Raw genomic sequence first — 15651 nt, 5'->3', positions numbered from 1 at the left:
GGGGAGGTGAATCCGTACAACGATTCCGTCCTACCCCGTGAGCCACTGCCGTCCCGCAGGAAAACCCGCTTCCTGAGCGGCCCCCGAGTACGGAATCGTCTCCCCTGGTACTGCTTCAGTACTCTCCAACGCCCGCCACCCCCGCGACGTCACGCAAAGGACATCACATGGTCCGGATCGAGAGATCGTTGCCCCGTCCGGACGACCTGCGCGACCACCTCGCGGAGGCCTACCGGCTGCCCTTCACCGGGTGCACCCTGCTGCGGTCGCTGGTCAACGACGTCTACCGGCTGACCACCGCGACGGGCGACTACGTAATCAAGCTGTACGCCGTCCGCCCGCTGCCGGAGATCCGTTGGGAGGCAGAGCTTTCCATCCACTTGTCCCAGCACCAGGTCGCGACCCCGCCGCTGATCCCGCTCGGGGACGGCGCATCGGCCGGCGTACTCGCGATGCCCGAGGGCGACCGGCCGTACCTGCTGACCGCGTTCGTCGACGGGTCCAAGCCGCAGGCGCCGTTCACCGACGACCTCTACCGTTCGTTCGGCGAGCTCGTCGCCCAGTTCCACACCGCGACCGACACCTTCGCGCCGGCGCTCGACCGTCGCGCGGCCGACCTGTCGCACAGTCTCGACGAGCCGGCCGCCGAGATCGTCCCGCTGCTCCCGGCCGCCGACGGCGAGCTCGTCGCGGCGCTCGCGAGCGCCGTTCGGGACAAGGTCGCCGACGGCCTCAGCCGGGGCGTCTGCCACGGGGACGTCTCGCTCGACAACGTGCTGATCACCCCGGACGGGTTGAGCCTGCACGACTTCGACCTGTCCGCCGAGGGGTATCGCGCGGCCGATTTCACCGGCGTCGCCGCGACACCGCACTGGGACGCGTTCCGGGCAGGCTACGAGCGGCACCGCCCGATCGCGCCCGCGGACCTGGCCGCGATCGATTGGCTGACCGTTGCCGGCCGCATCTCCAACCTGCACTTCCACCTGGTCCGCAAGCCGCTGTTCCGGGGCACCGAGTCGCGGGCCGAAGGCTGGGCGGCCGGCGAGCTGGCGGAGCTCCGCGCAGCCGCCGGCCGCTTGCTCTAACCTTCGTTGCCGGCGGCCCAGGGCGCGCCGAGTTCGCTGAACAGGGCCAGGCTCTCCGCGGCCTGCCCGGCCCACTTGTTCACGTCGTGCACCACCGGATGCCGCTCGGGACCCTCGCCTTGCCAGTTGATCAGCGCGGGGTCGATCTCCCGCGGCGGCGGTGACAGCCGGACCGCCTCGAGCACCTTGGTGAAACCGCCGAGCTGTTCGAGCGGAGCCAGCAGCTCGACGGCCGGGTCCTCCCGGTGCTCGATCAGGTTGAGCAGCAGGTCGTCCCGCTCGTACGACGCGGAGGTGGTGACGCCGTCGACGGTCAGCTCCAGGTGGTCCGTCGGATACGTCAGTACGGCGCGTCCGCGGGAGCCGTGCACGATGATCTGCGGATCACCGCCGGGCGGCTCGGCGCACAAGGTGAGCGCGGCAACGATCGTCGTACCGCGGGTGGTACTGATCCGGACGGTCGAGGTGTCGTCGGCCTCGATCGGGTTCGCCCGGTACAACTCGGTCTCCACCGTGGTGACCTGCCCGGCGGTGCCTGAGCCGTCCACCAGCAAGGCGGTCGCCGACGCGTGGGCGAACGGGTTGGTCACCGCGCCGTCCACCACGGCGACGCCGTCGAGGCTCCGCTTGCCGGACCACCGCGCGCGCTGCCAGTACTCCTGGTTCCGGATCCAGGTCCCGACGGCGCCGATTCCGCGGATCTCCCCCAGCCGCCCGTCGCGCACCCACTCCGCCATCGTCCGGGCGGCCTTCGACCCGTGCACCTGGAAGCCGACCTGACAGGCGCGGCCGGTCTCCTCCACCACACGCTGGAGCCGCTCGAACTCTTCCAGGGATGCGGCCGGAGGCTTCTCCAGCAGCACGTCGGCACCGGCGCGGAGGGCCAGCTCGGCCAGCGGGACGTGGGTGTGGATGGGGGTGCTGATCACCACCACGTCGACCTCGGTGGCCGCGAGCAAGCTTTCGAGGTCGGCGAACACCAGCGTCCCTGCGGGCAGGTCTTCTACCCGAGTAACCCGCCCGCCCCCGGCTGCGCCGGGGGCGGGCGGGGAGGAAGGCGGAGCCGCGGAGGCAGCGGGCTCGCCGGGCGTGGCGAGCTGGGGGTCGGCGACCGCGACCAGGCGGATGCGGCCGGCCGCATGGAGTTCGGCGCAGTGGCGGACGTGCCAAGTGCCGTGGCCGTGCACGCCGACCACCGCGACGCGCGGCGCGGCGCCGGCCGGGGCACGCCCGGCCGGCGGTGTGCTGGTCATGCGCAATCAGTTGCCGTCGGCAACACTACTTCAGCTCCCCGTTGATCTCGTCGATGAACTTCTGCGCCGCGTCGGCCGGTGACAACCGCCCGAACAGCACCTCGGTGGTGTAGCGCTGGATGATCTTCTCGACCTGACCACCACCGACCGGAGGCGGCGGCGACGGCTTGCCGAGCTCCTTGGCGATGGCCTGGATGAACGCCGCGGAGGCCGCGTCGGCGGGCTGCAGCTTGGGCGTGACCGCGGCGCGGATCTCGGTGTTCGGCGGGACGCCGCGCTCGGCGAGCAGCAGGTTGCCGGCGGCAGCGCTGTTGGCCAGGTAGTTGACGAACTTGGCGGCCTCCTTCGGGTGCTTCGACCGCGACGAGATCGACCAGAACATCGACCCCTTGTAGTAGGCGCCGTTCTCGCTCGCCTTACCGGTCACACTCGGCAGCCGCAGCAATTTGAGCTGCTGACCCGACGCCTTGCTGAGCGCGTTGAGCTGGTTGCTCCAGGAGAAGGCCATCGCCAGCTTCCCGGTCGCCATCCCGTTCTGGTCCAGCGGCGCGGTCATGTCCTGCGAGGTGAACTCCGGCGACGGCGTCGCCTTCGAGGCCTGCAGCGCGAGCAGGTTGGTGTAGAACTCGGCCAGCTTGTCCTTGCTCACGCCGAGCTTGCCGTCCTCGGTGAACAACGACTCCCCGCGCTGGCGGGCCCACATGTTCAGGCTGGCGTCGTTGGCCCCGTACGCCGCGGTGCCCCAGCCCTTGCCGTTCAGCTTCCGGCTGATCTCGGCCGAGATCCGGGCGTAGTCGTCCCAGGTCCAGGTAGTGTCGTCGGGGATCGCCACCCCGGCCGCCTTGAACACCGCCGGGTTCGCGACGATCGTGAACGCGTTGATGCCGGCGTTCAGCCCGTACAGGCCGCCGTCGAACTCCCCGGCGCCCAGCGTGTCCGGCTCGAACTTGGCGGTGTCCAGGCCCTCGGCCTTCTTCAGGTCGAGCAGCGCGCCGCGGTCGGCGTACTCGCGCAGGTACTTCTCGTCCATCTGGATCACGTCGGGCGCGTCGTTGGCGGCGACGGTGGTGGCGAGCTTGTCCCAGTAGCCGGCCCACTCGCCGAACTCGCCCTTGACCTTGATGTTCGGGTTCTCCTTCTGGAAGGAGTCGATCACCTGCTGGGTGATCTTGTGCCGGGTGTCGGAGCCCCACCAGTTGAACCGGAGGGTGACCTCTTCGCCGGCGGAGTCACCACCACCGCCGCCGGAGTCACCTCCGCAGGCGCTGGTGGCCAGCAGGGCGGCGGCCATCGCGACGGCGGCCAGGGCCCGCACGCGCCGGCGCGGCGGTGCGGTCAGTCGGGGTAGCGGCCTCATGGGTGAACCTTTCTGAAGGGACGTACGGCGTACAACACAACAGGGACGAGCTACTTGATGCCCGTGGTCGCGATGCCCTTGATCAGGAACCGCTGGCCGAGCAGGAAGGCGAGGAAGACCGGCACCAGCGAGACCACCGACATCGCGAACAGCGAGCCCCACGAGGTACTCGCGGTGGCGTCGACGAAGGCCCGCAGCGCGACCGGCACGGTGTACATCTTCGGATCGGTCAGGTAGATCAGCTGGCTGAAGAAGTCGTTCCAGGTCCAGATGAAGGTGAAGATCGTGGTGGTCGCCAGGGCCGGCACCATCAGCGGCAGGATCACCCGCAGGAAGACGCCGCCCTTGCCGCAGCCGTCGATCCGGGCCGCCTCGTCCAGCTCGCGCGGGATGCCGCGGATGAACTGCACCATCAGGAAGACGAAAAACGCGTCGGTGGCCAGCAGCTTGGGCACGATCAGCGGCAGGAACGTGTTGATCCAGCCGGCCTGGCTGAACAGGATGTACTGCGGCACGATCACCACGTGGATCGGCAGCATGATCGTGACCAGCATGATCGCGAACCAGAACTTCTTGCCGGTGAAGTTCAGCCGGGCGAACGCGTAGGCCGCCATCGAGCACGACACCAGGTTGCCGACGATCGCGCCCAGGACGACGGCCGCGGAGTTCAGCAGGTAGCGGGTGAACGGTTCGGTCAGCGCGTTCCAGCCGAGCCGGTAGTTCTCGATCCGCAGGTCACGGACCAGGATGCCGGGCTCGCGGAAGATCTCGTTGCCGGGCCGCAGTGAACTGACCACCATCCAGATCACCGGGTAGAGCATCACCACCGCGGCCGCGGCCAGGGCGACGTGGGTCAGCGCGGGGCGCACCCGCCGCCAGACCGGCGTCGTGGCCCGGGTGGCCGGGACGGACCGGGGCAGGGTCTCAGTCGTCATAGAACACCCAGTACTTCGAGGCGACGAAGTTCGCCGCGGTGAAGACTCCGATGATCACGAGCAGGAACCACGCCATCGCCGACGCGTATCCCATGTCGAAATTGCCGAAGCCACGGTCGTAGAGGTACAGCGTGTAGAACATCGTCGAGTCCGACGGTCCGCCGGTGCCACCGGAGACCACGAAGGCCTGGGTGAACGACTGGAACGCGTGGATGATCTGCAGCACCAGGTTGAAAAAGATGATCGGGGTCAGCAGCGGCATCGTGATGCTGAAGAACCGGCGCAGCGGTCCGGCGCCGTCGACCGAGGCGGCCTCGTAGTACATCGCCGGGATCTGCCGCAGGCCGGCCAGGAAGATCACCATCGGGGCGCCGAAGGTCCACACGTTCAGCACCACCAGCGTGCCGAGCGCCGTACTGGGGTCGGAGATCCAGCCCTTGCCGGCGAAGCCCAGCGGGGTGATCAGCTGGTTGAGCAGGCCGTCGGTGCCGAAGATCTGCTTCCACAGGATCGCGATCGCGACGCTCGAGCCGAGCAGCGACGGCAGGTAGAACACCGAACGGTAGAAGGCCATCCCGCGCACCCCACGGTCCAGGACGACGGCCAGCAGCAACGCGACCGCGAGCTGGATCGGCACCGACACCAGCACGTAGGTGAAGGTGACCTTCAGCGAGTTGTGCAGCCGCTCGTCGGACAGCATCCGGGTGAAGTTCTCCAGGCCGGTCCACTGCGGGGCCTGGATCAGGTTGTAGTCGGTGAAGGCCAGGTACAGCGACGCGATCATCGGGCCGATCGTGATCACGAACAGGCCCAGCAGCCACGGCGTCAGGAACAGGTACGCCGCGACGTTGTCCTTCTTCTGCCCGGGCGGTTTCTTCCGACCGAGCGTGCCCAATGCACTCAGCGCGCTCATCTTTTCTTTCCTCCGGAAAGCTGATGCAATAGTGCCGGAAAGCGTTTGCCCAGGTCGGTCAAACTAGTTCAGCGAAGCGGTTCGAACAAGACCTCGCCGGACCTTTCGGTGACCGATTCCGGACAGCTGTGAAGTCTTGACAGTGGTGTGCCGCCGAAGAACAGTACTGGGCATTTGGCAATCGCTTTCCAGCCTCTGGAGGCCTCATGCAGCGACGTACCTTTCTGGCCGGATCGCTCGCCGGACTGTCCGTGGGCACGGTTCTGCCGGGCCTCGCGAACGCGGCCGGCAGCGCACCGGCCGACGAGGAACTACTCGCCCTGCTCACCCGCGCCAACGAGACCCAGATCCCCCTCGTGCTCGGCAACCACCAGAATGCCGGCGACAGCGTGCGGACCGTCGCGCGCAAAGCCCGCCGCCTGGTCGCCGGTTTCGTCTGGAACCGTTCGCGGTATCACCACGATCCGACGGTGCTCGCTCCGCTGCGTTTCCTGGTCGACAAACTGGAGAGCACCCAGCACGACGACGGCACGTACGACGTCGGCAATCTGCACTCGCCGCCCGACAGCGCGTTCGCCGTCCAGGACTTCTGCACCGTCTACGCCCTCCTGGACGCCGACGACAGCCCGGAAACCCAGGTCCATCGCTCGGTGCTCGAACGCATCATTCGCAAGGCCGGCCCGGCGCTGGCCACCGGTGGCGTGCACACGCCGAACCACCGTTGGGAGATCTCGGCGGCCCTCGCCCGCACGCACCATCTGTTCCCGGATCGCCGGTACGCCGCACGGATCGACGACTGGCTGGACGAGGGCATCGACGCGACGCCCGACGGCATCTACAGCGAGCGCAGTTCGACGTACGCGTCGGAGGTGACCAACCCGAGCCTGCTGACGATCGCCTGGCTGCGCGGCAAACCCGAACTGCTCGGCTTCGTCCGCCGCAATCTCGAAGCGACCCTGCACCTGCTCGAACCCAACGGCGAAGTGGACACGATCGCTTCCCGGCGGCAGGACCAGAACCGGATCCGGGACGTCTGGTGGTACCTGACCCAGTTCCGTGAGCTGGCCCTGCACGACCGCGACGGCCGGTTCGCGACGGTTGCCAAGGACATCGAACGGCGTGGGACCGGCGAGCTCGGCGACTTCCTCGCCGAGGTGCTCGAGCGCCCCGAGCTGGCCGCCGTACTGCCGCCGCTCCGGACCGTCCCGACCGACTTCGTCCAGGAGTACGGCGCGCACGGCCTGGCCCGGATCCGCCGTGGCGACCGGACCGCCAGCGTCTTCGGCGGCACCGACTTCCACGACATCCCGGTGATCGCGTCCGGACTGTCCACCAACCCGACGTTCTTCAAGCTCCGCAAGGGCGCCGCGATCCTGGACTCGGTCCGGCTGTCGCCGCAGTTCTTCAGCACCGGCCACTTCCGCAGCGACGGCCTGCGCCGGACCGGGGCGCGCACGTTCCGGCTCGGCGACGAGGTGAAGGTCCCGTACCACCTGCCGCTGCCGCGCCGCTACCGGCGCGCGGACGGCGCGTACGCGCTCACGCCGGACGGCCGGTTCTACGCCTCGATGGACTTCCCGCACCGGCCGAAGCACTACCGGACGCTGCGGACGTCGGTCACCGTCGCGGAGACCGGCACCGGCTTCGACCTGTCGTTCGCGCTGGACGGCTCCGAGGTGCCGTTCGCGATCGAGCTGTGCTTCCGGCCCGGCGGCACGTTGTCCGGCGTGCAGCAGCTCGATGCTTCCGGCAACTACCAGCTGGTCGAGGGCACCGGCGCCTACACCGTCGGCGACGACCGGATCGAGTTCGGCCCGGGCAACGGCGCGACGCGGGTCGCGATGGACCCGGGCGAGCGCTACACGCACCTCAACGGCAGCCTGGTTCCGGACGGGCTGCGGGTGTACGTGACCGGCCGGTCGCCGGGGCGGATCACCCTGCGGTTGCGCACCGCCTGAGCCGGCCGTCAACCGACTGTCACCGCCAGCGTCGCGGTGACAGTCGGCTCGAGCTGCGAGGTCACCCGGAGCACGGCGCTGCCCCGCTGCTGGGCGTGCACGACGCCGTTCTGGTCCGCGGTCAGCACAAGGCTGTCCTGCTCGACAGTCCAGAGCAGATGCTGCCGGTAGAACGTTTCGAACTGCTCGTACCCGACCGTGTACACCGACTGCTCGCCGACGCCGAGCCGGCTCTTGCCGCTCACCGTGATCCGCGGCACCGGCGTCAGGCCGATCTGATCCGTCGCCAGGTCGTACGCCGTACCGGTGCGCCCGGCTACGACGTACCGCAGGACCGTCGGCCCGGTCGGCAGGTCGACCTCGCCGTGGGTGATCTCGCGGTACTGGTAGGACCCGTCGGCGGGTGCGAGGTATTCGTCGAAGACCGGGCCGAGCCGACTGCCGTTGACGGACAGTTGCGCCTGGCCCCTGGCTACGTGGGCCTTCACCAGGCTCGTGACGCGGTAGCGGCCCGCGGACGGAACGTGGATCGTGTAGTCGACCCAGTCGCCGGGACCGGTTGCCTTGAGCCCGTGCCAGCGCCCCTTGGCGGCCGCCGGGTCCGCGGTGGTGACGACGCTCGCGTTGGTCGCGGTGAACGAGTCCTCCGCCTCGAAGACGAGCCGCTCGGGCGTGATGGTCGGCGTGAGCTTGAGGTAGTCGACACCGACGGCGTGGCTGCTGCCACTGCTACCGGTCGAGGTGAACCGGACGACGTGCTCGCCCTTGGCCAGCTGGACGTTGCCGTGCCGGCGTTCGCGGAACTCGATGCCCTTGTACATGCCCCGCGGCTGGAAGTGGTCGGCCTCCGGACCCAGCCGGGAACCGTCGATCGTGAGTTGGCTGCGGCCGCGGGACTCGTTCTCCTTGTAGCGGACGTCGACGTGGTAGAACCCGTCGGCCGGGACGTCGACGGTGTACTCGATCGACTGGCCGACCGCCGTGAGGCCGGCCAGGATCCAGGCGCCGTTGCTCGCGTTCGGCTCGCTGATCTCGGTGACGGTGCTGCTGGTCTCGCGGGCGAGGAACTCGGCCTCGTAGTACGCCGGCTCGGCGAAGACCGTGCTCGCCGGTGCCGGCGGCAACAGCTCCGACGCGCGAATCGTCGCCGTCGCTCGGCCGCGGGCGTCGAGCGGGACGCTCTTGGCCAGGCCGCGATCGGTTCGGGGATCGACCACCACCACGACGGCTGACGCGTTCGCCGTACCGGACAGCTTCAGGTCGATCCGCTGGGGCGTGCCATGCTGCTCGACGGTGTCGACGAACTCGTCGGCGTACAGGACCTGCAGGTTCTTGCCGTCGGTCGCGCGAATCCAGAACGCCTTGCCGCGGGAGGTGTTCTGCCGCAGGTCGATCGGGAACTCGGCGAGCTGGCCGGCGGTGAAGGTGCCGCGGTAGGCGTAGCTGTGCGACCCGTCGTCGTCGAAGCTGATGTCGGCGATCGCGTAGGTCCGGCTCGGCGCCAGCCAGCGCAGGTCGGCGACCACGGTCGAGGCGTAGCCGCCCTTGCCGGTCGCGATCAGCAGCGCCTCGCGGCGGGCGTCGTCGGTCCACATCCAGACGAACGGGCCGGTGCTGCTGTTCCACGTCGTACCGTCCCAGCCGCTGCCGAGATAGACCGGCCGGAAGACCTGCTCGGTCAGCCGGGTCACGCGCGGATGCTTGCGCCAGCGGTTGAACGCCGCCATCAGGTCGACCGCGGCGTCCGGCCACGTGCCGGGCTTGCCAGGGTCCTGGCCGAACTTCACGTTGCGCACGGCGAGATAGGAGTAGTAGTCCTCCATCCGCCCGCTGAGCTGCCCGCCGTTCATGTATGCCGACCCCATCGGCAGGTGCCCGAAGCCGGTCACCGCCGTGCGGAGCGAGAGGTCCTCGCCGGTGATCCCGCCGTTGGCGGTGTTCCAGCCGTTGTAGGCGACGTGCAGCAGACCGTTGTTGCGATCGCCCTGGGTCGGCCAGATGTCCAGCTCGCTGGTCACCTTCGGCAGGTACTGCGGGTACTTCTCGACCAGCTCGTTCAGCATCCGCCGGCTCAGCACGGCCTTGCGATACACGTTGTCGCTCGGATGCGAGTACGCCGTGACCGCCTCGTTCTGCCACCACTCGGTCAGGTCGATCATCTGGTGGCTCATCCGGTACGTCGTGATCAGTGTCTCGATCTGGGCCCGCTTCGCGGCGAGCTGCGCCGGGTCGGCCAGGTCACGACCCTCCATGTGCCCGCCGCCGCTGAGCGAGTACCACAGACCGAAGCGCATCCCGCGGGAGGTGATCGTGCGGGAGAACTCGTCCAGGCTGCGGATCGACCTGGTCATCACCGCGCTCGGCTCGATCGAGTCGCGGGTGGTGTTCCACAGGTCGTCCAGCATCACCATGTCGAACCCGGCGCGCTCGGCCTTCGGGATGATCACGTAGTAGTAGTAGTTGTCCGGCAGCGTGCTGCCCGGACCACCGCGGTAGTCCCAGTCGTTGGTGTTGAACAGCGTGCCGGTGTAGTGGTAGCGGAACCGGCGGCGGAAGTGCTGCTCGTCGGCCAGCTTCGCGTCGATCACGTCGCCGCGGAACACGGTCAGGTTCACCGACAGGTACTCGAACTCCTCGTGCGGGAAGAGCACCAGCTGCAGGGACTCCGGGTTGGTGGTGACGCGGACGTGGTCGATGCCGTGCCAGGCGTTGAGCGACGCGAACGGCGGGAGCATGTAGCCGGAGGGATAGTTACCCTTGCCCTTCTGGGTCTTCCAGTTCAGCTCGGGACTCAGGCTCCAGCCGTGCCCACCGGCGTACACGCTGATCACCTTCTTCGCCCGCTCGGCCGGCTTGTCCTCCGCGGTCGGTGCCAGTGATCCGGTCGTGCTCTTCCAGCGCATGTTCGGCGGATAGTGCAGGCGGTGCGGACGATCCGGCAGACCGAGCGCGAGCACGGTCGAGTTGGTGATCGTCGTCAACGTGTCGGCGTCGTTGCGGATCAGGGTGTGGAAACGCAGACCCGAGCGGCCGTCGTACAGGTCGAGGACGACAGTCACGTGCAGTCCGTCGCGGCGGAGTGGGAGGCGGAGCTCGCGGCCGACGGGCACCCGGCCCTGCATGGTGTGCAGGTGGAGGTCACTGGTGCGCGGCTGGAGCAGCGTCCAGCCGTCGTCGGCGGTGATCGTGCGGGTGCCGTCCAGCTCGTACGCGAAGAGCGGCTGACGGGTGACCTGGTATTCCTGCTGGGCTTGCTTGTTGAGGATGCTGGTGAGGTGCAGGCCGCCACCGGTGAAGTCGAGCTTGATCCGCAGCACCTCGTTCTCGAGGACCCAGCCGGTGCCGCGCCGGATGATCGACGCGGCCCCTGGGCGGCCGGCGGCTTCGGCCGGACCGGCCAGCGTTCCGCCGGAGATGCCGAAGGCGGCAGCCCCCGCGAACGCCGTGCCGGTGACGGTCAGGAAGGTCCGACGGCTGATCGGTTCCATGCAGCTGTCTCCGGTCAGTCGCAGTGGATGGTGGTGGCGAGCGTTCCGTCGTGGGGAATGCGCAGTACGTGGACGCGGCGGCGCTGGTCGCGCAGGTAGGTGCGGGTCGACGTACTGAGTGAGGCCGGGCGGGTGCCGGACCAGGTGATCGTGATCGTGCTGCGGCCGCGCTTGACGGTCAGGCCGTCGGCCGTCGCGGTGCGGGACTCGTTGTACGGGACGCGGGTGCCGTCGGAGAAGACGACCTCGTCGCCGGGCTGCAGGACCAGCGGGATCTGCTCGGTCGCGGCCGAGGTCGCGGTGACCCGGCGGCTGACGGTGTCGTGACTCGTCACCAGGTCGGTCACGACGGAGTTGTCGGGAGTGCGGTAGCGGACCTCGTCGCGGGACCGGTACTCGGCGATCAGGTTGCTCTCGGCATCGGCTTTGCCGGCCCGGACCGTCGCCCAGCACCCGGTCGCGGTCTGCTGGGAGTGGATCACGGTGCCGGCGGCGGGGTGCCAGAGGAAGCCGGTGCCCGCCTTGACCACGCTGCCGGGCCGGGTGCCGAAGAAGGCGCCGAGATAGAAGCCGGGACGGCGGACGTAGAGGTAGTCCTGGTTCTCGACCGCGTCACGGCGCAGCTCGGTGAAGGTGTCCTTGCGCAGGTACGGCACGCGAGCGATCGCGGCCTGCTTGGCGGCCCGCGTCGGCAGCGCTTCGCCGTACGGGGCGTGCGCGATGATGCGTGGCGACGTGTCCTGCTTGGCCAGCGGCGCGACCGGCGCCGGGTCGGCGGCCCAGGCCGCCCGCGTCGCGGCGCGGTCCTCGCGGCTGGTGAAGAACGCGGCCAGCTCGGGCACGGCCGGGACGAACAGGCTGCCGAGATTGGTCCGGTCCGGGTCCGGGACGACGTCGTCGTAGTACGCCGTGGCGGTGCGGTCGGAGACGGCGTAGTAGGTGAGCCAGCCGGAGCCATCGGGTTCGCGGAGCAGGTTGTAGCCGAACCAGTCGGTGAACTTGCGGGTCATCGTGACCAGCGCGGGGTTCTTGGTCAGCAGGTGCAGCTCGGCCATCTCGGGGAGCATGACCTCGAAGTTGTAGTTGATGTCCATGCCGCGCGGGTCGTAGAAGAAGCCCGCGGGGCTCTGGGACCACCGGGCGACGTACCGGATGCGTTCGTCGAGCCGGCGGCGCAGCTCGGGGTCGGGGATCAGGTGCAACGTGAGGGCTGATCCGGCGACGCCCGCGACGGCCTGATTGGTGTACTGGAAGGGTTCGTCCCAGACGACCGTGTTCGCCGGGTCCAGGTACCAGGCGGTGCCCTTGCTCAGCGCGCCTTCCAGCTCGCGGCGGCGGGCCGGCAGGGCGTTGGCCTGGCGCAGGTTGGCGAGCGTCTTGGCCAGGTAGCCGAGCCCGAAGCCGCTGGACGCCTTGCCGCGCTCGCCGGGAGCGTACTCGGGCCAGGAGCCGTCAGGGTTCTGCAGCTTCAGGTAGTGCTGGAGGGCGGCGTCAAGGCGGGCCAGCAGGGCGGCGTCGCGGTAGTACGGGTTCCACGGACGGCGGTTGGCGTAGAACCAGCTGAGCGTGAAGACGTGTTCCTGGACGCGGGAGTTGAACGGCTGCGCGGGAGTCCGCCACCAGCCGCCGGCCATGAATCCGTACGACGCGGGGTCGCTGTCGACGATGTCGTTGCTCATCGGGGCGAGGATGGCGAGATAGCCGGCGAAGCGCTGTTCGAGCGGCGCGAACAGGCGGCGGTCCGGGGCGCCGGGCGGCAGGGGCTGGAGCAGCGGAAGGGGACCCTCGGCGGCGTGGGCGCTCTGGATCATGGACGGCAGGGCGGGCGTGGCCGCGACGGCGGCCGCGGTGGTCAGCAGGGCACGGCGAGTCAGTGGCATGACCGAAACTGTCCGGCGCGTCCACTCGGCTCGTCAAGAGGATGGCCGTGCTAATTCGTATTACCTTCGATCGCCACTCTTGACGGCGCACTTGTGCCGCTCTACCGTTCCTGGGCAATACGTATTACTCAACGGAGGTGACGGCAGTGCGGCTGACCCAGCGGGACATCGCGCGGCTGGCTCGCGTGAGCCAGACGACGGTCTCCCTGGTGCTGAACAACCGCACCGAGGCGTCCGCGCGGATCCCGGCCGAGACCCGCGACCGGGTCCTCAAGGTGATCCGCGAGACCGGGTACGTCGCCGACCCGCTGGCGCGCCGGCTGCTACAGCAGCGCAACCAGATCCTCGGGGTGTTCACCTACGAGTCGGTCTTTCCCAGCGCGAGCGCCGACTTCTACCATCCGTTCCTCAGCGGCATCGAGGAAAGCGCCGAGGAGCGCGGGCTGGACCTTCTGCTCTTCACCAGTGCTCCGGTCACCGACGGCCGGCGCCGGGTCTTCCACGCCAACAACCGACTCCGTCTGGCCGACGGCTCGCTGCTGCTCGGCCGTCACATTCCCACCGAGGAGCTCACTCGTCTGGTCGCGGAGCAGTATCCCTTCGTTTCCGTCGGCCGTCGTGACAACCCGGACAGCTCTCCTCCGGTCCCGTACGTGGGTGCCGACTACGTCTCGGCGACGGCGACGCTCACCGAGCAGGCGTTCGAGCTCGGGCACCAACGCGTCGCCTTCGTCGGGCCGGGCGAAGGGGCCGAGTCCTCGGCCGACCGCCTGCTCGGGTTTCGGCGGATCGCCGCTCGCGGACTGCACCTACCGCCCGCAGACCGCGCGCTCGACGACGTACTGGAAGAGCTGTTGTCCAAGAACGTCACCGCGGTGTTCGTCGAGGACCTCGCCGACGCCGACGCCCTGGCGGATGCGGCCCGCCGGCGTGGACTGACCGTGCCGGGCGACCTGTCCGTCGTCGCGCTCGGCGACGCGAGCCGGCCGATCCCCAGCGACGCCGACTATTCCGGCTTCCACATCCCCCGCAAGGAGATGGGCCGGCAGGCGGTCGGGCTGCTCGAGTCGATCCTGTCCGGCGAACCGGCCGATCCCCAGCAACTCCTGCCCTGCGAACTCGTCGAGGGAAGCACCCTCGCCGCACCGAGAGGTCTCTAGAGATGCATACCGAAGTCCTGGTCGTCGGCGGCGGTCTGGGTGGAGTGGCGGCAGCCCTGTCCGCTCTCCGCGCCGGACGCGACGTGGTGATGACCGAGGAGTACGACTGGATCGGCGGCCAGCTGACCAGCCAGGCCGTCCCGCCGGACGAGCACACCTGGGTCGAGCAGTTCGGGGTCACCGCGTCGTACCGCGCGCTGCGGGACGGCATCCGGGACTACTACCGCCGCCACTATCCGCTCACCGAGGCCTCGCGTGCCCACCCGGAGCTCAACCCGGGCGCGGGCTACGTGTCCAAGCTCTGCCACGAGCCTCGCGTCGCGGTTGCCGTGCTGGAGGCCATGCTCGCGCCGTACCGGGCGAGCCGGCGGCTACGGATCCTTCAGCCGTACAAGCCGGTCGATGCCACGACAGACGGCGACCAGGTCACCTCCGTGACCGTGCAGCACCGGGACACCGGCGACCAGCTCACGCTGACCGCGCCGTACATCCTCGACGCGACGGAGACCGGCGAGCTGCTGCCGCTGACCGGTACGGAGTACGTGACCGGTTTCGAGTCCCAGGCCGACACCCAGGAGCCGAGCGCGCCGGCGACGGCCCAGCCGCTCAACATGCAGGCCGTCTCGTTCTGCTTCGCGGTGGACCACGTCGACGGCGACCAGGTCGGCGACAAGCCCGCCAACTACGCGTTCTGGCGCAACTACCAGCCGCCGTTCTGGGGCGACCGGATGCTGTCCTGGAACGCCCCGGACCCGCGCACGCTGAACACCTCACGCCGTACCTTCACGCCCAACCCGGACGACGACCCGCTCGCCGTGGTCGCCGACCAGCGCCGCACCGGCGGCGACACGAACCTGTGGACGTTCCGCCGGATCGCCGCCCGCCGGCACTTCCAGCCGGGCACGTACGCGAGCGACATCTGCCTGGTGAACTGGCCGATGATCGACTACCTGGAGGGCAACGTCTTCGACGTCCCGGACGCCGATCGGCATCTGCAGGGCGCGAAGGAGCTGTCCCAGGCGGTCTTCTACTGGCTGCAGACCGAGGCGCCCCGACCCGACGGCGGCACCGGCTTCCGGGGCTTGCGCCTGCGCGGCGACCTGCTCGGCTCGGCCGACGGGCTCGCCCAGGCGCCGTACATCCGCGAGTCCCGCCGGATCGCGGCGGAGTACACGGTCGTCGAGCAGGACCTGTCGGTGGCCGTCCGCGGCGACGCCGGCGCGGTCGAGTACGCCGACAGCGTGGGCATCGGGATGTACCGGATCGACCTGCACCCGTCGACCGGCGGGGACAACTACATCGACGTGGCGAGCAGCCCGTTCCGGATCCCGCTCGGCGCGCTGATCCCGCGCCGGGTCGAGAACCTGCTGCCCGCCGGCAAGAACCTCGGCACCACCCACATCACGAACGGCTGTTACCGGTTGCACCCGGTGGAGTGGAACGTCGGCGAGGCCGCCGGACTGCTCGCCGCCTTCTGCCTGGACCGCGGGGTCAGCCCGCGAGCGGTCCGGGCCACCCCTGCTCTGCTCAGCGACTTCCAGGCACGACTGGTCGCCCAGGGCGTCGAACTGAGCTGGCCGGCCATCTCGGGTTACTGAGTTCCGGCTACTGATGGAGGACTG

10 protein-coding genes are annotated in these 15651 nt (G+C 69.2%); 4 read left to right on the top strand and 6 right to left on the bottom strand.

The genetic code is table 11. The features are described 5' to 3' along the window. Positions 1-167: 167 nt before the first annotated feature. Entirely contained in the window at positions 168-1085 is a 918-nt protein-coding gene (locus tag BWI15_RS36520; RefSeq protein WP_077019025.1) for a phosphotransferase enzyme family protein, read from the top strand. Here BWI15_RS36520 and BWI15_RS36515 read toward each other — a convergent pair. From BWI15_RS36515 to BWI15_RS36500, 4 genes are read right to left on the bottom strand one after another with little or no spacing between them, the layout of a single operon-like run. Beyond that, positions 1082-2338: a Gfo/Idh/MocA family protein gene (locus BWI15_RS36515; protein ID WP_077019024.1), complete on the bottom strand. Its 1257-nt coding sequence runs from the start codon at positions 2336-2338 to the stop codon at positions 1082-1084. The genes BWI15_RS36520 and BWI15_RS36515 overlap by 4 nt on opposite strands. A 25-nt stretch (positions 2339-2363) precedes the next feature. Further along, complete coding sequence (locus tag BWI15_RS36510; protein WP_077019023.1) at positions 2364-3695, bottom strand: ABC transporter substrate-binding protein; 1332 nt, start codon at positions 3693-3695, stop codon at positions 2364-2366. A gap of 50 nt (positions 3696-3745) precedes the next feature. Continuing rightward, positions 3746-4630 carry a carbohydrate ABC transporter permease gene (locus BWI15_RS36505; RefSeq protein ID WP_077019022.1) on the bottom strand — a complete coding sequence of 295 codons (885 nt, stop codon included), beginning with the start codon at positions 4628-4630 and terminating at the stop codon, positions 3746-3748. Next, positions 4620-5543, bottom strand: coding sequence for a carbohydrate ABC transporter permease (locus BWI15_RS36500; protein ID WP_077019021.1), 924 nt, complete (start codon positions 5541-5543; stop codon positions 4620-4622). Before BWI15_RS36500 ends, BWI15_RS36505 begins: the two co-directional genes overlap by 11 nt. A gap of 206 nt (positions 5544-5749) precedes the next feature. Here BWI15_RS36500 and BWI15_RS36495 point away from each other — a divergent pair, with 206 nt between their 5' ends. After that, positions 5750-7501: a hypothetical protein gene (locus BWI15_RS36495; RefSeq protein WP_077019020.1), complete on the top strand. Its 1752-nt coding sequence runs from the start codon at positions 5750-5752 to the stop codon at positions 7499-7501. An 8-nt stretch (positions 7502-7509) separates the two neighbouring features. Here BWI15_RS36495 and BWI15_RS36490 read toward each other — a convergent pair whose 3' ends face one another. Then, a complete protein-coding gene (locus tag BWI15_RS36490; RefSeq protein ID WP_077019019.1) occupies positions 7510-10989 on the bottom strand; it encodes a carbohydrate-binding protein in 3480 nt (1159 codons plus the stop codon). A gap of 14 nt (positions 10990-11003) precedes the next feature. Next, positions 11004-12869 carry a hypothetical protein gene (locus tag BWI15_RS36485; RefSeq protein WP_077019018.1) on the bottom strand — a complete coding sequence of 622 codons (1866 nt, stop codon included), beginning with the start codon at positions 12867-12869 and terminating at the stop codon, positions 11004-11006. A gap of 137 nt (positions 12870-13006) precedes the next feature. On the opposite strand from BWI15_RS36485, the gene BWI15_RS36480 reads away from it, so the two are divergent. Both BWI15_RS36480 and BWI15_RS36475 read left to right on the top strand, forming a co-directional pair. Beyond that, on the top strand, positions 13007-14029 hold the full coding sequence (locus BWI15_RS36480; protein ID WP_077019017.1) for a LacI family DNA-binding transcriptional regulator: 1023 nt from the start codon (positions 13007-13009) through the stop codon (positions 14027-14029). A 2-nt stretch (positions 14030-14031) separates the two neighbouring features. Continuing rightward, on the top strand, positions 14032-15627 hold the full coding sequence (locus BWI15_RS36475) for an FAD-dependent oxidoreductase (RefSeq protein ID WP_077019016.1): 1596 nt from the start codon (positions 14032-14034) through the stop codon (positions 15625-15627). The last annotated feature ends 24 nt before the right edge of the window (positions 15628-15651 follow it).

Source organism: Kribbella sp. ALI-6-A (genome assembly GCF_001984195.1).
GTDB lineage: Bacteria > Actinomycetota > Actinomycetes > Propionibacteriales > Kribbellaceae > Kribbella.
Note: the sequence above shows the minus strand (reverse complement) of the source record. Positions and strands in the feature narration are given on the sequence as shown.